19 protein-coding genes and 1 tRNA gene are annotated in these 18552 nt (G+C 72.5%); 7 read left to right on the forward strand and 13 right to left on the reverse strand.

What is annotated here, in order from left to right:
• Nucleotides 1-99: 99 nt before the first annotated feature.
• Nucleotides 100-1842 carry a DoxX family membrane protein gene (locus AC0B9F_RS18605; RefSeq protein WP_472003883.1) on the forward strand — a complete coding sequence of 581 codons (1743 nt, stop codon included), beginning with the start codon at nucleotides 100-102 and terminating at the stop codon, nucleotides 1840-1842.
• 201 nt (nucleotides 1843-2043) lie between these two features.
• Here the strand turns inward: AC0B9F_RS18605 and AC0B9F_RS18610 are convergent, their stop codons facing one another.
• From AC0B9F_RS18610 to AC0B9F_RS18620, 3 genes are all read right to left on the reverse strand, one after another.
• On the reverse strand, nucleotides 2044-2775 hold the full coding sequence (locus AC0B9F_RS18610; RefSeq protein WP_472003885.1) for a nucleotidyltransferase family protein: 732 nt from the start codon (nucleotides 2773-2775) through the stop codon (nucleotides 2044-2046).
• Between the two features lie 337 nt (nucleotides 2776-3112).
• A complete protein-coding gene (locus tag AC0B9F_RS18615; RefSeq protein WP_472003886.1) occupies nucleotides 3113-3571 on the reverse strand; it encodes a hypothetical protein in 459 nt (152 codons plus the stop codon).
• Nucleotides 3572-3775: 204 nt separating this feature from the next.
• Nucleotides 3776-4864, reverse strand: coding sequence for an ABC transporter ATP-binding protein (locus AC0B9F_RS18620; RefSeq protein WP_472003888.1), 1089 nt, complete (start codon nucleotides 4862-4864; stop codon nucleotides 3776-3778).
• A gap of 216 nt (nucleotides 4865-5080) precedes the next feature.
• Here AC0B9F_RS18620 and AC0B9F_RS18625 point away from each other — a divergent pair.
• A tRNA-Thr gene (locus tag AC0B9F_RS18625) sits at nucleotides 5081-5153 on the forward strand.
• Nucleotides 5154-5195: 42 nt separating this feature from the next.
• Here AC0B9F_RS18625 and AC0B9F_RS18630 read toward each other — a convergent pair.
• Nucleotides 5196-5672 carry a GNAT family N-acetyltransferase gene (locus tag AC0B9F_RS18630; protein ID WP_472003890.1) on the reverse strand — a complete coding sequence of 159 codons (477 nt, stop codon included), beginning with the start codon at nucleotides 5670-5672 and terminating at the stop codon, nucleotides 5196-5198.
• A 21-nt stretch (nucleotides 5673-5693) separates the two neighbouring features.
• The gene (locus AC0B9F_RS18635) at nucleotides 5694-6608 is read right to left on the reverse strand and encodes an aminoglycoside phosphotransferase family protein (protein ID WP_472004554.1); all 915 of its coding nucleotides are present in this window, start codon (nucleotides 6606-6608) and stop codon (nucleotides 5694-5696) included.
• 22 nt (nucleotides 6609-6630) lie between these two features.
• On the opposite strand from AC0B9F_RS18635, the gene AC0B9F_RS18640 reads away from it, so the two are divergent.
• Both AC0B9F_RS18640 and AC0B9F_RS18645 read left to right on the forward strand, forming a co-directional pair.
• Nucleotides 6631-7284 carry a rhomboid-like protein gene (locus tag AC0B9F_RS18640; RefSeq protein WP_472003892.1) on the forward strand — a complete coding sequence of 218 codons (654 nt, stop codon included), beginning with the start codon at nucleotides 6631-6633 and terminating at the stop codon, nucleotides 7282-7284.
• 11 nt (nucleotides 7285-7295) lie between these two features.
• On the forward strand, nucleotides 7296-8693 hold the full coding sequence (locus tag AC0B9F_RS18645) for an NAD(P)/FAD-dependent oxidoreductase (RefSeq protein WP_472003894.1): 1398 nt from the start codon (nucleotides 7296-7298) through the stop codon (nucleotides 8691-8693).
• 9 nt (nucleotides 8694-8702) lie between these two features.
• Here AC0B9F_RS18645 and AC0B9F_RS18650 read toward each other — a convergent pair whose 3' ends face one another.
• Entirely contained in the window at nucleotides 8703-10199 is a 1497-nt protein-coding gene (locus AC0B9F_RS18650; RefSeq protein WP_472003896.1) for an MFS transporter, read from the reverse strand.
• Nucleotides 10200-10255: 56 nt separating this feature from the next.
• Complete coding sequence (locus AC0B9F_RS18655) at nucleotides 10256-11239, reverse strand: zinc-binding dehydrogenase (RefSeq protein WP_472003898.1); 984 nt, start codon at nucleotides 11237-11239, stop codon at nucleotides 10256-10258.
• A 179-nt stretch (nucleotides 11240-11418) separates the two neighbouring features.
• On the opposite strand from AC0B9F_RS18655, the gene AC0B9F_RS18660 reads away from it, so the two are divergent.
• Nucleotides 11419-12084 carry a pentapeptide repeat-containing protein gene (locus AC0B9F_RS18660; RefSeq protein ID WP_472003900.1) on the forward strand — a complete coding sequence of 222 codons (666 nt, stop codon included), beginning with the start codon at nucleotides 11419-11421 and terminating at the stop codon, nucleotides 12082-12084.
• 304 nt (nucleotides 12085-12388) lie between these two features.
• On the opposite strand, the gene AC0B9F_RS18665 is transcribed toward AC0B9F_RS18660, so the two are convergent.
• Together AC0B9F_RS18665 and AC0B9F_RS18670 are read right to left on the reverse strand one after the other, a co-directional pair.
• Nucleotides 12389-12835, reverse strand: a complete 447-nt coding sequence (locus AC0B9F_RS18665; protein WP_472003902.1) for a hypothetical protein — start codon at nucleotides 12833-12835, stop codon at nucleotides 12389-12391.
• A 57-nt stretch (nucleotides 12836-12892) separates the two neighbouring features.
• Nucleotides 12893-13393, reverse strand: coding sequence for a hypothetical protein (locus tag AC0B9F_RS18670; RefSeq protein WP_472003904.1), 501 nt, complete (start codon nucleotides 13391-13393; stop codon nucleotides 12893-12895).
• Between the two features lie 113 nt (nucleotides 13394-13506).
• Here AC0B9F_RS18670 and AC0B9F_RS18675 point away from each other — a divergent pair, with 113 nt between their 5' ends.
• On the forward strand, nucleotides 13507-14937 hold the full coding sequence (locus AC0B9F_RS18675; protein WP_472003906.1) for a M1 family metallopeptidase: 1431 nt from the start codon (nucleotides 13507-13509) through the stop codon (nucleotides 14935-14937).
• A gap of 128 nt (nucleotides 14938-15065) precedes the next feature.
• On the opposite strand, the gene AC0B9F_RS18680 is transcribed toward AC0B9F_RS18675, so the two are convergent.
• A complete protein-coding gene (locus tag AC0B9F_RS18680; protein WP_472003908.1) occupies nucleotides 15066-15593 on the reverse strand; it encodes a GNAT family N-acetyltransferase in 528 nt (175 codons plus the stop codon).
• A gap of 67 nt (nucleotides 15594-15660) precedes the next feature.
• Nucleotides 15661-16236 carry a TerD family protein gene (locus AC0B9F_RS18685; RefSeq protein ID WP_031170907.1) on the reverse strand — a complete coding sequence of 192 codons (576 nt, stop codon included), beginning with the start codon at nucleotides 16234-16236 and terminating at the stop codon, nucleotides 15661-15663.
• Between the two features lie 193 nt (nucleotides 16237-16429).
• Between AC0B9F_RS18685 and arfB the strand changes: the two genes are divergently transcribed.
• Nucleotides 16430-16870 (forward strand): alternative ribosome rescue aminoacyl-tRNA hydrolase ArfB, encoded by a 441-nt coding sequence (gene arfB, locus AC0B9F_RS18690; protein WP_472003910.1) that lies wholly within the window; start codon nucleotides 16430-16432, stop codon nucleotides 16868-16870.
• A gap of 66 nt (nucleotides 16871-16936) precedes the next feature.
• Here the strand turns inward: arfB and AC0B9F_RS18695 are convergent, their stop codons facing one another.
• Both AC0B9F_RS18695 and AC0B9F_RS18700 read right to left on the reverse strand, forming a co-directional pair.
• Entirely contained in the window at nucleotides 16937-17395 is a 459-nt protein-coding gene (locus AC0B9F_RS18695; RefSeq protein WP_472003912.1) for a GNAT family N-acetyltransferase, read from the reverse strand.
• Nucleotides 17396-17761: 366 nt separating this feature from the next.
• The gene (locus AC0B9F_RS18700; protein WP_472003914.1) at nucleotides 17762-18346 is read right to left on the reverse strand and encodes a flavin reductase family protein; all 585 of its coding nucleotides are present in this window, start codon (nucleotides 18344-18346) and stop codon (nucleotides 17762-17764) included.
• Nucleotides 18347-18552: the final 206 nt, after the last annotated feature.

Here is an 18552-nt window from a genome sequence, read left to right on the forward strand (position 1 = left end):
ACCCACACGGGCGGTTCCGGGCTGTCCGGACATCCTTGACGGGGTCCGGACAGATCCACGGGGTCAAGGCAGTGTCCTAAATCCACGTCACTCGGTTAGATGAGTGTGGACACCAGAACACCCCGCACACCCACGGGGGACCGCTCGTCGGGTTACGACGACGCTCCCGCGCTGAGCATGGTGAAGGTGCCGAGCGATCCGGCGCAGATCATCGTGAGCCACGCGAGTTTCCGCGTGCAGTTGGGTGCGTCGTCCGTGCGCACCCGGTCCCCGCGGATCGCGCGGCACTTGAGCGCCACCCCGGACCCCGCCCGCGTCCCCGCCGCCGGCGCCGCCGCCGCCGCTGCCAGAGCCGCCGCGGCCGCCGGGGCCGCCCGCCGGCGGCCCGTCGTCTGGAGCGGCAGGTCCGACCCCGACGACACCGGCGCCCACCGCCTGCTCCAGGCCGTGCGGGCCGGCAGCGTCGGCCACGCCGAGCCCTCCGCCGCCGACGCCGGAGCCACCCAGGTGCTGCCCCGGGTCGCGCCCGGTCACGAGGGCTACATCGACTACGACGACCTCGACCAGACCGTCGAGACGCCCGTCGTCGGCGCCCAGCGCACCTCCGAGGACGACGCGGGCACCCGCCTGCTGCCCGCCATGCGCAGCGTCGGCAGCGTCTACGACGAGCCCGGCGAGCCCGGATACGACGATGCCGGATACGACGGCCCCGGGTACGACGGCGCCGGGTACGGCGGCTTCGGCGAGACGGGCGAGGACGGCGGCGAGGCGGACGTCCGCGGCCGGCGCCACGGGGACGACCCCGCGCGGCACGCGTACTACCCGCACCGCCGGATGAACCTCGGCGTCGTCCTGCTCCCGCTGCGCATCTTCCTCGGCTTCATCTCCCTCTACGCCGGCATGGGCAAGCTGTGCGACCCCGTCTACTTCGACGGCGGCAAGCGCGGCTCCATGGTCAAGTGGCTCAACACCCTGCACCCCTGGGAGGTCGCCGAGCCGCTGCGCCAGTTCGCCCTCCACCACCCCGTCGGCTCCGGCCTGGTCATCGCCTTCCTCCAGGTGGTGGTCGGCGTGCTGACCGTCCTGGGCTGCTGGCAGCGGGTGACGGCCGTGGTCGGCGCGCTGCTGTCGGCCGCTCTCATCGTCACCGTCAGCTGGAAGACGGTCCCCGTCTACGACGCCCCCGACATCATCTACCTCGCCGCCTGGTCCCCGCTGGTCATCGCCGGCGCCCCCGTCTACTCCGTCGACGGCCGCCTCGCCGCGAGCGCCTGGCGGCGGCTCGGACCGCGCTCCGACATCTGGGAGCTGCGCCGCTACGTGCTGCGCCGCGGTGCGCTGATCACCGCGGTCGTCACCGGGCTGACCCTGCTCGTCGGGTCGCTGCTGGGCGGCGCGGTGCGCGACGCCGACCGGGTCGTCGCGCCCGGGCCCGGCGAGGCCCCGCGCAACGAGCTGCCCGGCTCGCCGCTGCCGCAGCAGCCCGGTGAGCACACCCGGCGGCACACGCCGTCCGCGTCCGCCGCGCCGACGCGGGGCGCGGCCTCCTCCGGCCCCCGGCGCGAGACGCACAAGCCGGGCGCGACGCACTCCTCGGGTACGGCGACGACCGGGGCGCCCAGCCAGACGCAGGGCACCGGCGGGCAGGCGCCGTCGCGGCACTCCTCGCCGACCGGGCAGGGGCCGAGCACCAGCTCCGGGCCGAGCTCCGGGGGCGGCGCGTCGGGCGGCACCGGCTCCTCGGGCGGCAGCGGCAGCGGCGGCGGCTCCGGGTCGTCCTCCTCCGGTGGCTCCGGCTCCTCCTCAGGCCAGTCCGGCCTTGTGGGCGGCCTGTTGGGGTAACGGGGCCGGTGGGCGACATGCTCGGGTAGCCCACCGGCCGAATCCTCCGACGATCAGTCACCTGATCACTGGCGCCGACCCGACGGCCAAGACGGCGATGGGGCCCCGCGTGTGGTGTGCGGGGCCCCATCGGTGTGCGCGGTGCGGTACGGCGCGGTGGACTGGAGGCGGTGCCGTGGGCCGCGGTGAGCCGCGGTGGCGTCAGCGGTTCTGGGCCGCCAGTTCCTTGGCCGCCTCGGTCAGGTCCTTCGCCGTATCGATCGCCCGCCAGTAGGCGCCCTGCGGGATCGGGAAGCCGGCCAGACGGAGTTCCCGGGCCAGGTGCGGGAACGTGGTGCGCTCGTGGTCGCCGCGCTCGGGGAGAAGGCCGGCGAAGGCCGGGGAGAAGACGTAGACGCCCGCGTTGATCTCGAACGTGGACGGCGGGGCCTCGATGAAGTCGGTGATGTGGCCGAAGCCGTCCGTCTGCACCGCGCCCCAGGGAATGCGGGGGCGGGCGAGGGCGAGCGTCGCTATGGCGTCCCGCTCGGTGTGGAAGTCGGCCATGTCGCGCAGCGAGAAGCGGGTCCAGATGTCGCCGTTGGTGGCGTACCAGGGACGGTCCGGATGCGGCAGGTGGGCGGCGGCGAACTTCAGACCGCCACCGCGGCCGAGGGGCTCCGCCTCGACGACCGTGGTCACGCGCACGGGCAGGTCGGCCGATGCGAGCCACTGCTCGAGCACGTCGGCGAGGTGGCCGCAGGAGACGACCACGTCGGTGACGCCCTCCTCGGCGAGCCAGGTGAGCTGGTGACCGATGATGGGCGTGCCCGTCCCGGGGATCTCGACCATCGGCTTGGGCCGGTCGTCGGTGTAGGGGCGCAGCCGTGAGCCCTGGCCTCCGGCCAGGATGACGGCTTGGGTGGGGCGGGTCAGGGCGTGCGGATGGGTCATGCCGGAAGGGTACGGGGTGCCTGCGGCGGGCTGCGCGGGTGCCCGCGGCGCCGGTCGTTCTGTGTCCGCGGGCGCGTGGGCGGTTGCCTGCGCCGTTCCCCGCGCCCCTTTTGCGCCTGCGGCGGCCCGTTGCCGTGCAGGGCCGGTTGCTGTCGCGCCCACGGTGCGTCGTGGGTCGGGGCCGCGGTGGGGGGTGTCCTTCCTCGGTCCGGCCGGCCGTTCCCGACGGGCTCACCGCGTGCCGGTGCCGGACGCTGCGGGCGGACACCCCCCACCACGTCCCCTTCCCGCCGGGTGCGGGTGCGGCGACGCCGTGGCATGGGTCCCTCGGCGGGCGTCAGCTGCCGGCCGCCAGGATGCCCGAGGCGTACGACGTGTCGCAGACCGGGCGGGCGAAGGACTGGGCGCGGGACGGGCCGTAGATGCGGACGGCCGCGCGGCCCAGCGCCCGGGCGATGGAGGTGCAGTGCCTGGCCAGCGACGGCTTGTCGTTGACGACCTGCTGGAGGTGGGTCAGGGCGATGCCGGGATCCTTCTGCTGGAGCTCGGTGAGGAGCTGGTCGCGCAGGACGTCCTGGGGAGCGCGGCGGGCGGTGTTCTTGGCGTTCGCCGCGCTCGTGACGTCGGTGGCGGTGAGCACCGAGTCCGCGGGGTTCCCGGACCAGTTGACCCGGGTGACGGCGAGGGTCCCGGAGAGCACCAGGACGACGGGCAGGACGAGGGCGAGGGAGCGGCCGATGCGGCGGGCGGGGCCCTGGTGGCCGCGTCGCGTCTGTTGGGTGGTGGAGTGCTTCACGCGTGTGAGGGTAGCGCCCGGTAATGATTTGGCGACATTTAGTCACCCATTCGGGGGATGAGGGAGGGGGGATTTCGCGGTAGCGGGTTGACGCATGCTGATCGAAACGGTGGGTTTGCCGGGGTATTTGTCGACAACGAGAAGGACCCCGCGGCAGTCCGCGGGGCCCTCTTCGTCAACCTGGGTGAATCATGCGCCGGAAGGTCAGTCCGACAGGCGCGCGCCCGTCGAGGTGGAGAAGACGTGGGTCTCGCCCGAGCGGGGCACGACGTGCAGCGTGCTGCCCTTCTCCGGCACCTCGCGGCCGCCCACGCGGACGACGAGGTCCTTGGTCTCGCTGCCGACCTTCGCGGTGCCGTAGACGAACGCGTCGGAGCCCAGCTCCTCCACGACGTTGACGATGACCGGGACACCGAGGTCGGCGTCGGGGCCGGCCACGTCGAAGTGCTCGGGGCGGACGCCGACGGTGACCGTCTTGTCGGTGGTGGCGGACAGCGCGTCACGGTCGACCGGCACGACGCTGTTGCCGAACTTCACGCCGCCGTCGGTGATCGGGACCTCGACGAGGTTCATCGCCGGGGAGCCGATGAAGCCGGCCACGAAGAGGTTGGCGGGCCTGTCGTACATGTTGCGCGGGGTGTCGACCTGCTGGAGCAGACCGTCCTTGAGGACCGCGACCCGGTCGCCCATGGTGAGGGCCTCGACCTGGTCGTGGGTGACGTAGACCGTGGTGATGCCCAGACGGCGCTGCAGCGAGGCGATCTGGGTGCGGGTGGAGACGCGGAGCTTGGCGTCGAGGTTGGACAGCGGCTCGTCCATGAGGAAGACCTGCGGCTCGCGGACGATCGCGCGGCCCATCGCCACACGCTGGCGCTGGCCGCCGGAGAGCGCCTTCGGCTTGCGGTCCAGGTAGTCGGTGAGGTCGAGGATCTTCGCGGCCTCCTCGACCTTCTGCCGGATCTCCGCCTTGTTGACGCCGGCGATCTTGAGGGCGAAGCCCATGTTGTCGGCGACCGACATGTGCGGGTAGAGCGCGTAGTTCTGGAACACCATGGCGATGTCCCGGTCCTTCGGCGGCAGGTGCGTGACGTCGCGGTCGCCGATGCGGATCGCGCCGCCGTTGACGTCCTCCAGGCCCGCGAGCATCCGCAGGGAGGTGGACTTGCCGCAGCCGGACGGACCGACCAGGACGAGGAACTCCCCGTCGGCGATCTCGATGTCCAGGGCGTCGACGGCGGGCTTGTCGGAACCCGGGTAGATCCGGGTCGCCTTGTCGAACGTGACAGTGGCCATGGTGAATGGGCCCCCTTCTACCGGCAGGAACGTGCCGGACGATCCGTTGTAGGAAGGTGGTTGGTGTAGTCCACGCAGGTGAACTGGCTCAGGACGGTACCTGGCGTTCACCTGGTCTGTCAGTAGGCGAGCCCCTGTGAACTTCGCGGAAATTTTCGATCGGGGCGCCTCGGGAGATAGGTACACTGCACGGGCGTGTCCGTTGTACGGACCCGGGCCTCCTTAGCTCAGCTGGTAGAGCACCGCTCTTGTAAAGCGAAGGTCGTCGGTTCGAATCCGACAGGGGGCTCCGAGGGAGCCCGGGCCGGCCGTTGCCGGCCTGGGCTTTCGTTCATTGCGTGCCGAGCCGGGTCAGGGACTCGTCCGTCAGGCGGTATACCGTCCATTCGTCCTGGGGGCGGGCGCCGAGGGACTCGTAGAAGCCGATCGCGGGTTCGTTCCAGTTCAGGACCGACCACTCCAGGCGCTGGTAGCCGCGGCGGGTGCAGATGCGGGCCAGTTCGGTCAGCAGGGCCTTGCCGTGGCCGGCGCCGCGGGTCTCGGGGCGTACGAAGAGGTCCTCCAGGTAGATGCCGTGCACCCCGCGCCAGGTGGAGAAGGACAGGAACCACAGCGCGAAGCCGACCGCTTCGCCGGTGTCGTCGTCCTCGGCGAGGTGCGCGAAGGCGGCGGGACGGTCCCCGAAGAGGGCGTCGCCAAGCTGCTCGGGTGTCGCTCTGACCTCGTGCGGCGCCTTCTCGTAGGTGGCCAGTTCGTGGATCAGGGTGTGGATGACGGGGACGTCGGCGGGTGTGGCGGGGCGGATCATCGGGCTTTTCTCCTCAGGTCCTCAGGGACGGATCGGGGTGGTTGCCGGCGGGCGCAGACGGCGGGCGATGTCGAGGTGAACCGGGTCCAGGGGGCGGCCGTCCTCGATGTCCCACAGGGCGTTCTGGAGGACGCGGCCCAGGGTCCAGGCGCGGGCGCGGTCCCGGTCGAGGCCCATGACGGCGGTCATCGCGTCGAAGCGCCGGCGGACGGCGTCGGGGTCGTAGCGGCCGGCGAGGGCCGGCCAGAGTTCGAAGCCGGGGTCGCCGGCGAGGGGTTTGGGGTCGATGGCGAGCCAGTCGGCGCGGTCGGCGGCCAGGACGTTCTCGTCGTGCAGGTCCCAGTGCAGCAGACGGTCGCCGGGTTCGGCGACGACCTCGCGTACGGCCGCCGCGCAGTCGGCGACGATCCGGCGGCCCTCCGGGTCGGGGATGCGGGGCAGCGCGCCGGGGGTGCGGTCGAGCATCTTCCGCGCGATGTCGCCGAGGCGGCGCAGGCCCGGTGGGGCGGGGGTGGCGTTGAGGCGGGCCAGCAGGGCGGCGATCACCTCGACCGCCTCGTGGGCGCCGGGGAGGCGGGCCGGCGTCCGGGAGGAGTCGAGGCGTTCCAGGAGCATCGTGCCGGTGGGCTCGTCGTGGCCGATCAGGCGTACCGCGCCGTCGCCGTCCCACCGGCGCAGGGCGACCGGTTCGCCCGCGCTCTCCTCGTCGAGGAGCTGGAGCTTGAGGACGGCGCGCAGTCCGTCGGCGCGGACGACCGGCAGGACCAGGGCGCACACCCCGTGCATCGACGGGCCGTCCAGCCGCAGCTGCCACTGGTCCAGCAAGCGCGCCGCCAGCTCCGGCAGGCGCGCGACGAACGCGCGGCCCGCCTCGCCGTTGTACTCCGCCTGTGACGCCGCCAGCTCGCCCGGAATGTCGATCACCAGGCGGACCATACTGCTGTGCGTGAATCGGCTCATGCGAATTACGCGGGGTCTGCGCCGGGCCGTGGCCTACGTCCGCAGCGCGCCGGGGACGTACGTCTGGCTGACGGTCCTGTTCGTCACCACGGTCGCCCTGCACCACATGTCGCCGGACTTCGAGCGCGAGTTCCTGCGGCAGCGCTCGACGAACCTGGAGGAGCTGTCGCAGAACCCGGTGCGGGTGCTGATCGCCAGCGCGATGTGGATCGACGGCGGACGCTGGCTGCCGTACGCCGTGCTGTACAGCGTCTTCCACGCGCCGGCCGAGCGGTGGCTGGGGACGGTGCGGTGGCTGGTGGTGTGCGTGGCGGCGCATGTGCTGGCCACGCTGCTCAGCCAGGGCGTGCTGCTCGTCGCGATCCGCCGCGGGCTCGCCCCGCACTCGGAGGCCGACGCGCTGGACATCGGGGTGAGTTACGCGCTGGCGGGCGTGGTGGGCGTGCTGACGTACCGGATCCCGGGGCCGTGGCGGTACGTGTACCTGTTCGCGGTGCTGGTCTTCTACGGCCTTCCGCTCGCGGCCGGGCCGACCTTCACCGATCTCGGGCACTTCGCGTCGCTGCTGATCGGCCTCGGGTGTCATCCGCTGACGCGGGGGCGGGAAATTCCACGGAATCCGAAGGAGACAGGCGTCACGCCGACGGGTTAACGTCCGCTCTCATGAGCAGCAGTGTCGTGAACGGCGGCATCTCCTTCTGGTACGCGGACGACGGCCTTCCCCCGGTGCGGGAGCCGCTGCCCGGTGACACGTCCGCCGACGTGGTGATCGTCGGCGGCGGATACACGGGTCTGTGGACGGCGTACTACCTGAAGAAGGCCGCTCCCTTCCTGCGGGTCGTCGTGCTGGAGCAGAAGTTCTGCGGATACGGCGCCTCCGGGCGCAACGGGGGCTGGCTGTACAACGGCATCGCCGGGCGTGACCGGTACGCGAAGCTGCACGGCCGGGAGGCGGCGGCGCGGTTGCAGCAGGCGATGAACGACACCGTCGACGAGGTGATCGCGGTCGCCGAGGCCGAGGGCATCGACGCGGACCTGCACAAGGGCGGTGTGCTGGAGGTGGCGACGACTCCGGCTCAGCTGGCCCGGCTGAAGTCCTTCCACGCGGCGGAGGTCGCCTTCGGGGAGAAGGACCGTGAACTGTACGGCGCGCGGGAGACCGCCGAGCGGATCCGCGTGGCGCACGCGGTGGGCTCGACATGGACGCCGCACGGGGCCCGGCTGCACCCGGTGAAGCTGGTCAAGGGGCTCGCGGCGGCCGCCGAGGCGCTCGGGGTGACGATCCACGAGTCGACGCCGGTGACCGAGATCCGGCCCCGGCACGCGGTGACGCCCTACGGGACCGTGCGGGCGCCGTATGTGCTGCGCTGCACCGAGGGCTTCACGGCCGCGCTGAAGGGGCAGCGGCGTACCTGGCTGCCCATGAACTCCTCGATGATCGCCACCGAGCCGCTGAGCGAGGAGCAGTGGGCGCAGCTCGGCTGGGACGGCCGGGAGACGCTGGGGGACATGGCGCACGCCTACATGTACGCGCAGCGGACCGCCGACGGGCGGATCGCGCTGGGCGGACGCGGGGTGCCGTACCGCTTCGGCTCGCAGACCGACAACGACGGGCGCACGCAGGACGCGACGGTCTCGGCGCTGCGGGAGATCCTCGTGCGGTTCTTCCCGTCGCTGGCGGGTGTGGGCATCGCGCACGCCTGGTCGGGCGTGCTGGGCGTGCCGCGGGACTGGTGCGCGACGGTGACGCTCGACCGGTCGACGGGGCTGGGCTGGGCGGGCGGTTACGTCGGCTCGGGCGTCGCCACCACCAACCTGGCCGCGCGGACGCTGCGGGACCTGGTGCAGCAGGACTCCGGGCAGGGCGGGCGCACCGACCTGACCGAGCTGCCCTGGGTGGGGCACCGGGTGCGCAAGTGGGAGCCGGAGCCGTTCCGCTGGGTGGGCGTGCAGGGGATGTACGCCGTGTACCGGGCGGCGGATCGCCGCGAGCGCACGACGCACAGCGCCGAGTCCTCCCGGCTGGCGCGGCTGGCGGACCGGGTGGCCGGGCGGAGCTGACGGGAACGGTCAGGCCACCGACTCCGGCACCGGTGTCTCCGTCGGCGCCCCGTGGGACGGCGGGCGGGCGGTGACCATCAGGCCCGCCACCAGCCCGGCGAGGAGCATGATCCCGGCCGCGCACCAGATGGCGACCGTGTAGCCGTGGACCACGCCCTCGCGGATGATCAGCGCCCGCCGGCCGGGGTTCGCCAGGTGGGCGGTGATCCAGGCGGCGCTGCTGGTGGTGGCGACCGTGTTCAGCAGCGCCGTGCCGATGGAGCCGCCGACCTGCTGCGAGGTGTTCACGGTCGCCGAGGTGACGCCGGAGTCCTGCGGGGCGACGCCCGCGGTGGCCGTGGAGAACACCGGCATGAAGGTCAGCCCCATGCCGAGGCCCATGAGCAGCAGCGCCGGGAGGATTTCCGTCGTGTAGGAGGAGTCCACCGTCATCTGCGTGAGGATCACCATGCCGCCGGCGGCGAGGACCATCCCGGGGACCATCAGCATGCGCGGCGCCACGTGGTGCAGCAGGCGGGCGGAGATCTGGGTGGAGCCGATGATGATCGCCGCGGTCAGCGGCAGGAAGGCCAGGCCGGTGCGGACGGGCGAGTAACCGAGGATGACCTGGAGGTAGTAGGTCATGAACAGGAACAGCCCGAACATGCCGATCACCGCGAGCATCATGGTCAGGAAGCAGCCCGCGCGGTTGCGTTCCTTGATGATGTGCAGCGGGAGCAGGGGGCTCGGCGCCCGCGTCTGCCACCAGACGAACGTGGCGAGCAGGACGACGCCGGCCGCGAAGAGGGCGAGGACCAGCGGGTCGGTCCAGCCGCGTGGCTGGGCCTCGCTGAAGCCGTAGACGATCGCCACCAGGCCGCCGCAGCCGAGGACGACGCCGGGCACGTCGAGGCGGACGCCGGCGTGGCCGGGGCGGTCGTGCAGCAGGGTGAGCGCGCCGATGACGGCGACGACGGCGATGGGCACGTTGACGTAGAGGCACCAGCGCCAGTTCAGGTACTCGGTGAGCAGTCCGCCGACGATGAAGCCGATCGCCGAACCGCTGCCGGCGAGGGCGCCGTAGATGCCGAACGCCTTGCCGCGTTCCTTGGGATCGGTGAACGTCGTCGTCAGCAGGGAGAGCGCGGACGGGGCGAGGACGGCCGCGAAGACGCCCTGCAGCGCGCGGGCGCCGAAGAGCATGCCGGCGCCGGTGGAGGCGCCGCCGAGCGCGGAGGCGGCGGCGAAGCCGACCAGGCCGAAGACGAAGGTGCGTTTGCGGCCGACGAGGTCGGCGATCCGGCCGCCGAGCAGGAGCAGTCCGCCGAAGGCGAGGGTGTAGGCGGTGATCACCCATTGCCGGTTGGCGTCGGTCATGCCCAGGTCGCGCTGCGCGGAGGGCAGCGCGATGTTCACGATGGTGGCGTCCAGCACCACCATCAGCTGGGCCAGGGCGATGATCACCAGGCCCCACCAGCGGTGCGGGTCCGTTCCCGTCGCGGGTTGGCCTGTTCGGGTGACGGTCACCCGGCCAGAAGACCACGAATCGGGAGGTAGTGCATCCCGGGGTGTGCGGTGCCGGTTCATGGCTCCAGGACCACCTTTCCGGTCGTGCGCCGGCTTTCGAGGGCGCGGTGCGCGGCGGCCGCCCCGGCCAGCGGGAAGCGTTCGACGGCCGGGACGAGCCGGCCCGCGGCGGCCTCGGTGAGCGCGCGCAGTTCGAGGGTGCGCAGGGGGTCGGGGCCGCCTGCCCGGGCGAGCATCACCGGGCCGAGGACCTGCTCGGACACGCCGTCGACGAGGTACGCCCCGCCGTCGCGCAGGCCCTGCGCGGACCAGCCGAAGACCAGGTGCCGGCCGCCGGGGCCCAGCAGGGCGACCGCCTCGCGGGCCGCGTCGCCGCCGACGCCGTCGAAGACGACGGTGGCCGGCCGGCCGCCGAGGAACGCGCGGACCTTGTCCGGCCAGGCGGGGTCGGTGTAGTCGACGGCGAGGTCGGCGCCGTTCGCCTCGACGCGGGCGGTCTTGCGCGGGCCGCCCGCCAGCCCGACGACGGTGGCGCCGGTGTTCCTGGCGTACTGCACCAGCAGCGTGCCGATGCCGCCCGCCGCCGCCGGGATCACCGCCACCGAGCCGGGGCCCAGGTCGTCCGCGAACTGCGCGATCCCCATCGCCGTACGGCCCGTGCCGATCATGGCGACCGCCTGGGCCGCGTCGAGGTTCCCGGGGATCTCGTGCAGACGGGCCGCGTCGGTGACGGCCAGCTCCGCGTAGCCGCCGGGCGCGAACCCGAGGTGGGCGACCACGCGCTTGCCCAGCCAGGACGGGTCAACACCGTCACCGAGGGCGTCCACGGTGCCCGCGACCTCACGACCGGGGACGGTCGGCAGCGTGGGCAGCTCGGGCAGGGGTCCCCGCAGCCCCTCGCGCAGGGCCGTGTCGAGGAGGTGCACCCCGGCGGCGGCCACGGCGACACGGACCTGGCCGGGCGCCGGCACCGGGTCCTCGACCTGCTCGTGGGTCAGGTTCCCGGCGGGGCCGAAGGCGTGAAGGCGGATCGCGTGCATGAGGTTCCCCGTTCGACGACGTGTGCGTGCGAGACCCACTCTTCGACCTCAAGCGCGCTTGAGGTCAAGCGTGCGCCGCTGTCCCAGCGCCGGCGCCACGACCGTCAGCGCGCTGGTGAGCATCGCCCGCGTCCGCGCAGGTCAGCGCGATTGTCAGTGGCCGGGTGCAGCATGGGGGCATGGCAAGGGGAACGGGTGCGAAGGCGGCACGGCGGCCGGAGGTGCGCCTGCCACGACTCGAGCGGTACGACAAAGGGGGGCTGGAACCCGACGGCGACTACGACGGGCTGGAGTTCGCGGGCACCGACCTGACCGGTGAGGACGGCGCGGGCGCCCGCTTCATGGACTGCGCGCTGAGAGGCTGCGCCCTGGACGACACGCGGCTGCGTCACGCACGCGTACTGGACTCGGTGCTGTCCGATGTACGGGGCGTCGGCACGGACCTCGCGGAATCGACGCTGCGGGACGTCGAACTGCTCGACCCACGCCTCGGCGGCGTACAGCTGCACGGCGCGGTCCTGGAACGCGTCCTGATCCGCGGCGGCAAGATCGACTACCTGAACCTGCGCGGGGCCCGTCTGCGGGACGTCGTCTTCACCGGCTGCGTACTGGTGGAACCGGACTTCGCGCGCGCCCGCCTGGAACGGGTCGAGTTCACCGACTGCGCGATCAAGGGCGCGGACTTCACCGGCGCCACCCTGACAGACGTGGACCTGCGCGGCGCGACCCCCCTGGACATCACCCACGGCCTGGAAGGCATGGCCGGCGCGATCATCAGCACGACCCAACTACTGGACCTGGCCCCACAACTGGCAGCGAGCCTGGGCCTCAGAGTAGATCCCTGAGCCCCGCAGTCGCCGACGGCGGGAAGGGGACGGGGTGGGGGGTGTCCGCCCGCAGCGTCCGGCACCGGGCAACGGCGCCCCTCGTCGGGGACGGGCGGCCGGACCGAGGACGGACACCCCCCACCCCGGCCCCGACTCAGAAACCGCCGGTAGGCGCGACGCACGCCACGACGCAACCGCAACGGGCCGCCGCAGGCACAAAAGGGGCGCGGGGAACTGCGCGACCAGCCACAACGCACCCGCAGACAAACGACGACCCGGCGCCGCAGGCACCCGCATCCCCCACAGCCACCGGCAGGCCCCCTCACCCGCCGAGCATCCCCCGCAACCCCTCGATCGTCCGCCGCCGCATCGTCAGAAACGCCAGCCACGACCCATCGCTGTAGTGCACCCGGAACCGCGCCATCAACTGCAGCCGGGGCCGCCGCTCGACACGGACCACCCACGCCCGCGGCACCTCCCACACCGGCGCGCCGTCGGTGGTGCGCACCAGCCCGACGCGCTGATCGGTGACCCGCATCAGCAGCGCACCCGAGGTCGGCGGCAGCTGGCCGGCGACACTGCCGGCTCCCCCGCTCGCGGCGCCGAAGTTCTGCATGAGGTGATCGCCGAGCTGTCCGCCCAGCCTGCCGTGGCCGTGGACGTTCAGTTTGACGCCCTTGGCGCTCTTCACGGGGACGACGACGTGATGGGCGAGAAGCTGCTCGCCGGGCGCGAGCCCGGTGAGCGCGGAGCGATCGTGGAGGGACATGAGCATGACCATAAGGGAGCGAACGCAAGGCACCCTCCGCGAGGGGGCAGGGGCGGCTCAGGACACCCGAGGAAACCGGGCCTGGAGCGTCCAGATCGCCGGATTGTCCGCCAGGTCCTCGTGCAGGTCGCACAGGTCGGCGATCAGATCGTGCAGGAAGTCCCGGGCCTCGCGCCGCAGTTCGGTGTGGGAGAAGGACAGCGGCGCCTCCTCCACGGGCATCCAGTCCGCGGTGATGTCCACCCAGCCGAAGCGGCGCTCGAACAGCATCCGGTCGGTGGACTCGGTGAAGTCCAGCTCCGCGCGCTGCGGCCGGGCGGCGCGGGAGCCGGCCGGGTCACGGTCGACACGCTCGACGATGTCGCACAGCGCCCACGCGAAGTCCAGCACCGGCACCCATCCCCAGGCTGTGGACAACTCCCGGTCGGACTTCGTGTCGGCGAGGTACACGTCCCCGCAGAACAGGTCGTGGCGCAGGGCGCGGACGTCCGCGCGCCGGTAGTCCGTCTGCGGCGGGTCCGGGAAGCGGGTGGAGAGGGCGTAACCGATGTCGAGCACGTAGGCGATGGTGTCACGCCACCGAACGAGTCCCCGCCCGAAACCGGACCGAACCCCACCGCCCCCGCATCGGTCTGTCAGGGAAACAGCCCGACGACCATAGGATTCCCGACGTGTCCCGAAAAGCGCCCGTCGTCCCCGCGCTCCTGCTGGCGCTCGCGCTGTCCGCCTGCACCGGCGGCGGTGTCGACGGCACCCCGGGAGGCGCCGGCCTGCGCGACCCGTACTTCCCGAAGGCCGGCAACGGCGGCTACGACGTCACCCACTACGCGCTGACCCTCGCCTACGACCCCGGCGCCCGCCGCCTCACCGGCCGCGCGGACATCACCGCCCGCGCCACGCAGGACCTGTCCGCGTTCGACCTCGATCTGAAGGGCCTGACCGTCGAGGACGTCACCGTCCAGGACACCGGCACCGGCAACGGCAACGGCAACGGCAACGGCACCGGCGCCCGCGTCAGCCGGGCCGGCCAGGAGCTGACCGTCCGCCCGCACGACGAACTCGACCGGGGGAAGACCTTCCGCGTCACCGTCCGCTACTCCGGCACCCCCGAGACGATCACCGACGCGGACGGCTCCGAGGAGGGCTGGCTGTACACGGAGGACGGCGCCCTGGCGCTGGGCGAACCGGTCGGCTCGATGGCGTGGTTCCCCGGCAACCACCACCCGTCCGACAAGGCGTCGTACGACATCACGGTGACCGTGCCGCACGGTCTGACGGCCGTGTCCAACGGGGAGCTGAGGGGCGAGAGCACCCGGGACGGACGCACCACGTTCCACTGGCGCACCGCCGAACCCATGGCGAGCTACCTCGCCACCCTCGGCATCGGCCGGTACGTCATCCACCGCGGCACCGTCGGCGAGGACCGGCTGCCGGTCTACACCGCCGTCGACCCGGTGAGCGACGAGGACAGCAGGGCGGTGCTGGCGAAGCTGCCGGAGGTGATGGACTGGCTGCGGCTCAACTTCGGCCCGTACCCGTTCTCCTCCACCGGCGTGATCGTCGAACGGGAGGAGGACGCGGCGTACGCGCTGGAGACGCAGACCCGTCCCGTCTTCCCCGGCGCCCCGGACACGGCGACCTTCGTCCACGAGCTGGCCCACCAGTGGTACGGCGACTCGGTCACGCCGAAGACGTGGCGGGACATGTGGCTCAACGAGGGCTTCGCGACGTACGCGGAGTGGCTGTACGCGGAGGACCACGGCGGGCAGAGCGCCCAGCAGCGCTTCCAGGAGCTGTACGACCACGGGGAGGAGGAGTACGAGGACCTGTGGGACTTCCCGCCGGGGCGGCCCGGCAGCGCGGCCGAGATCTCCGCGAACCCGGTCTACCAGCGCGGCGCGATGGTCCTGCACAAGATCCGGCAGACCGTCGGCGACGATGCCTTCTACGACCTCGTGCAGGGCTGGGCCGCGGCCCACCGCCACGGCAACGCCTCCACCGCCGACTTCACCGCGTACGTGGAGCAGCGGGAGCCCGGCAAGGACTTCTCCGGCATCTGGCGGGACTGGCTGTACGGCGACGGGCGGCCGGACCACCCGTGACAGACGCTCACGGGCCCGGACTGCAGGCTGTACTTGAGGCCGGCGGTCGCGGCGGTCAGGCCGTGGCTCATCTCGTGGCCGGCCACGGCGAGCGCGGTGAGCGGCTTGCGGGGGAGCCGCGCGAGGTGTCACACCGTCAGCGCCGTCAGCCCCTTGCGCAGTACCGCGCAGGCGCGGCCGTGTTGCCGGTCGGAGCGGTGGTCGATCACCTCGTAGCCGAGGGAGGTCCAGAAGGCCAGCGCCTTGGGGTTGCCGGCGAGGACGGCCAGCCGGACGGCGGTGCGGCCCGCCCCGCGGAAACGGTCCTCCACGGCCGAGGCGAGCCTGCGGCCGTAACCCTGCCGGTGCACGCCCGCGTCGACCATCAGCAGCCCGATCCACGGATCGGGGTCGGCCGGGTCGGGGTGGTGCGCGAGCGTGATGGCCACGCCGACGAGCCGGCCCTGGCCGCGGGCCAGCAGCACCTCCGTGTCCGGTTGCGCCAACTCGTCGGCCAGCGCGGCCGCCACCTGCTCCGGCCGGATGTCGTCCGGGTCCGGGAAGTCGCCGCTGAGGGCCTGGAACTCACGGTTCGAGGCGTAGAGCGCGGTGAGTTCGGTGAGCAGCGGGGCGGGGATGTCGCGGCCGGGGGTGCGCGGGAGGGGGTCGAGCCTCATGGTGGGACCGTAGTGCGCCGAAGCCCCCGGTGTCCGGCCGGGGGCCTCGGCACTGCATGGCGTCGGATCAGACGTTGACGCCGAAGTCCTGGGCGATGCCGACCAGGCCCGAGGCGTAACCCTGGCCGACGGCGCGGAACTTCCACTCCGCGCCGTTGCGGTACAGCTCGCCGAAGACCATGGCGGTCTCGGTCGCCGCGTCCTCCGACAGGTCGTAACGCGCGATCTCGGCGCCACCGGCCTGGTTGACGATGCGGATGTAGGCGTTGCGGACCTGGCCGAAGTTCTGGCCGCGGTTCTCGGCGTCGTAGATGGAGACCGGGAAGACGATCTTGTCGATGTCGGCCGGGAGGGCGGCGAGGTTGACGTTGATCGCCTCGTCGTCGCCGGCGCCCTCGCCGGTGCGGTTGTCACCGGTGTGGACGATGGAGTTGTCCGGCGTCTGCTTGTTGTTGAAGAAGACGAAGTGGGCGTCGGAGTAGACCTTGCCCTGGCCGTTGACCGCGATCGCGGACGCGTCGAGGTCGAAGTCCGTGCCGGTGGTGGTGCGGACGTCCCAGCCCAGCCCCACGGTGACGGCGGTCAGGCCCGGAGCCTCCTTGGTGAGCGAGACGTTGCCACCCTTGGACAGGCTTACTGCCATGGTCGGGAGTCCTTCCTCGATGCGCTGTGTGTACGAGGCTTCGCACTGGGGACGAAGCTACCGTCATCCCTACGAACGTCGCGGCCCTGCGGTTGGTTCCAGCTCGCTTTACCTTTTTTACCCGGCCCGACGGACCCGCGTGAGCAGCACCTCGCGGGAAATGGGATGACGTGGACCGGGCCCGGACGGGAACATGGACGCCATGTCCGGTCCCCATCTCATCCGCGGTTCCGTCGCGCTCCCCGAGGCCGAGCTGATGTGGCGCTTCTCGCGGTCGTCGGGGCCCGGCGGACAGCACGTCAACACGTCCGACTCCGCCGCCGAGGTCCGCTTCGACCTCGCCCGCACCGAGGCGCTGCCCGAGGTGTGGAAGCAGCGTGCGCTGGAGCGGCTCGGGCCGCGGCTGGTCGACGGGGTGCTCAGCGTGCGCGCCACCGAGCACCGGTCGCAGTGGCGCAACCGGGAGGCCGCCGCGGTGCGCCTGGCGGCCCTGCTCGCCCAGGCGACGGCTCCGCCGCCGAAGCCACGCAAGCCGACGCGCGTGCCGCGGGGCATCAACGAACGCCGGCTCCGCCAGAAGAAGCAGCGCGCCGAGACCAAGCGGGGGCGTACGGGGCGGGACTGGACGGGGTAGGGGCCTCCCGGATCCGGACCGACCCGACGCGGACCTTCCCGGGCCCGGGACGTCGGCGCGCCGCCGTCAGCCGATCTCCAGCACCCCCACCGTCTGACCCCCGCTCACCTCGCCGTTCGGGCGGAAGCCCAGGCCCAGATAGAAGCCCTCCGGGCCGTCGGGGCCGGGGTGCCAGCTGACGTACATCTGCCGGGCGCCCCGGCGGCGCAGTTCCTCCGCCACCGACCGGACCGCGAAGCGGCCGTAGCCGTGGCCCTGGGCGTCCGCCGCGATGTTCAATCGCCACAGGCCCGAGCGGCGCAGGGTGCCGTCGCCGTGCCAGTCGATGTCGACGAAGGCCATCAGGAAGCCGACCGCGCGCTCGCCGTCGACGATCAGCCGGGGCCAGGCGACGCCCGCGGGATGGACGTAGGCCTCGGCGAGGGACTGCATCACCGGCGAGACCGCGTGTTCCTGGCCGGGACGGACCCGGATGCCCACGGCGGCGTCGAAGGTGCGCGGGGTGATCTCTTCGAGGTGCGTCATCGCCGCACCGTAAACGCGCCCGTGAGAGCGGGGCGAAGGATTTTCCCCCGGCGCGCGTCCTGCCCGAAGAGCGCGCCCTTGCCTGATGCGTACGCCCCGCGCCCGTGTGGGGGCCCGCCCCCGGTGCGCGCCTCGCCCCCGTGCGCGGGCCCGCCCCCGATGCGCGCCTGACCCCCGCGTGCGCGAGCCCGCCCCCCGATGCGTCCGCCCCGCGCCCGTGCGCGAGCCCCGCCCCCGATGCGTACGCCCCGCCCCGACGCGCGGCCTGCCCCGTGCGCGGCCCCGCTCCCGATGCGCGCCCCGCCCCGTGCGCGGCCCCCGCCCCCCGACGCGAGCCCCGCCCCCTCCGCCCGGCGCGTTCGTCCGTCACGCCAGATGCCGGTAGCGCCCCTTGAAGTACATCAGCGGTCCGCCGTCGGCGCTCTGGACCCGGGCCGTCAGGACGCGGCCGATCACCAACGTGTGGTCGCCGGCGGCGACGCGCTGCTCGGTACGGCACTCCAGGGTGGCCAGCGCGCCGCCCACCAGGGGCGCGTCGGTCACCTCGCCGCGCACGTAGGGGATGTCCTCGAAGAGCAGGCGGTCGCTGATGCGGCCCTTCATCGCGAAGCGGCCGGCGATGTGGCGCTGGCTCTCGGTGAGGACGGAGACGCCCCACAGCGGCTGCTCGGCGAGCAGGTCGTCCATTCTGGAGCCCTCCCGCAGGCTGACCAGGACCAGGGGCGGCTCCAGGGAGACCGACATGAACGCGGTGGCGGTCATGCCGACGTCCTCGCCGGTGGGCGCGTTCGGGTCGTCCGGATCGAGTGGCGGCTCCTGCGCGGTCACCAGGACGACGCCGGCGGCGAGCCGGGACATGGCGGCGCGGAACTCGTCGTGACTCACCCCCTCAGCATGCCCGGCTGAGGCGGGTGTGAAGGGGGAGGGCACGGCAGGGGAAGTCTTCAGCACGCCGGAAACGCTAGTCTCCGCTCCACAGGCCCCGCATCGGACCTCCGACGGGGCGCGGACCTAGGTCTTCCGCCTGACTTCGGCCCCGAACGGCCGTCGATGGCGCATACTCGCAAAGTGTCCGTGCGGTTAACGCACAGGAAAAACGCAGAAACTCCACTTCATTGTTCACGTTTTGCTGTGACTTGAGTCACAAGGGACAGGAA

Source organism: Streptomyces sp. NPDC097129 (genome assembly GCF_055668065.1).

Bases quoted from the DNA above. Each gene is read 5' to 3' on its own strand.
- AC0B9F_RS18605 (WP_472003883.1), top strand. From the start codon at position 100: ATGAGTGTGGACACCAGAACACCCCGCACACCCACGGGGGACCGCTCG.
- AC0B9F_RS18610 (WP_472003885.1), bottom strand. From the start codon at position 2,775: ATGACCCATCCGCACGCCCTGACCCGCCCCACCCAAGCCGTCATCCTG.
- AC0B9F_RS18620 (WP_472003888.1), bottom strand. From the start codon at position 4,864: ATGGCCACTGTCACGTTCGACAAGGCGACCCGGATCTACCCGGGTTCC.
- AC0B9F_RS18630 (WP_472003890.1), bottom strand. From the start codon at position 5,672: ATGATCCGCCCCGCCACACCCGCCGACGTCCCCGTCATCCACACCCTG.
- AC0B9F_RS18635 (WP_472004554.1), bottom strand. From the start codon at position 6,608: ATGGTCCGCCTGGTGATCGACATTCCGGGCGAGCTGGCGGCGTCACAG.
- AC0B9F_RS18640 (WP_472003892.1), top strand. From the start codon at position 6,631: ATGCGAATTACGCGGGGTCTGCGCCGGGCCGTGGCCTACGTCCGCAGC.
- AC0B9F_RS18645 (WP_472003894.1), top strand. From the start codon at position 7,296: ATGAGCAGCAGTGTCGTGAACGGCGGCATCTCCTTCTGGTACGCGGAC.
- AC0B9F_RS18655 (WP_472003898.1), bottom strand. From the start codon at position 11,239: ATGCACGCGATCCGCCTTCACGCCTTCGGCCCCGCCGGGAACCTGACC.
- AC0B9F_RS18660 (WP_472003900.1), top strand. From the start codon at position 11,419: ATGGCAAGGGGAACGGGTGCGAAGGCGGCACGGCGGCCGGAGGTGCGC.
- AC0B9F_RS18665 (WP_472003902.1), bottom strand. From the start codon at position 12,835: ATGTCCCTCCACGATCGCTCCGCGCTCACCGGGCTCGCGCCCGGCGAG.
- AC0B9F_RS18680 (WP_472003908.1), bottom strand. From the start codon at position 15,593: ATGAGGCTCGACCCCCTCCCGCGCACCCCCGGCCGCGACATCCCCGCC.
- AC0B9F_RS18685 (WP_031170907.1), bottom strand. From the start codon at position 16,236: ATGGCAGTAAGCCTGTCCAAGGGTGGCAACGTCTCGCTCACCAAGGAG.
- arfB (WP_472003910.1), top strand. From the start codon at position 16,430: ATGGACGCCATGTCCGGTCCCCATCTCATCCGCGGTTCCGTCGCGCTC.
- AC0B9F_RS18695 (WP_472003912.1), bottom strand. From the start codon at position 17,395: ATGACGCACCTCGAAGAGATCACCCCGCGCACCTTCGACGCCGCCGTG.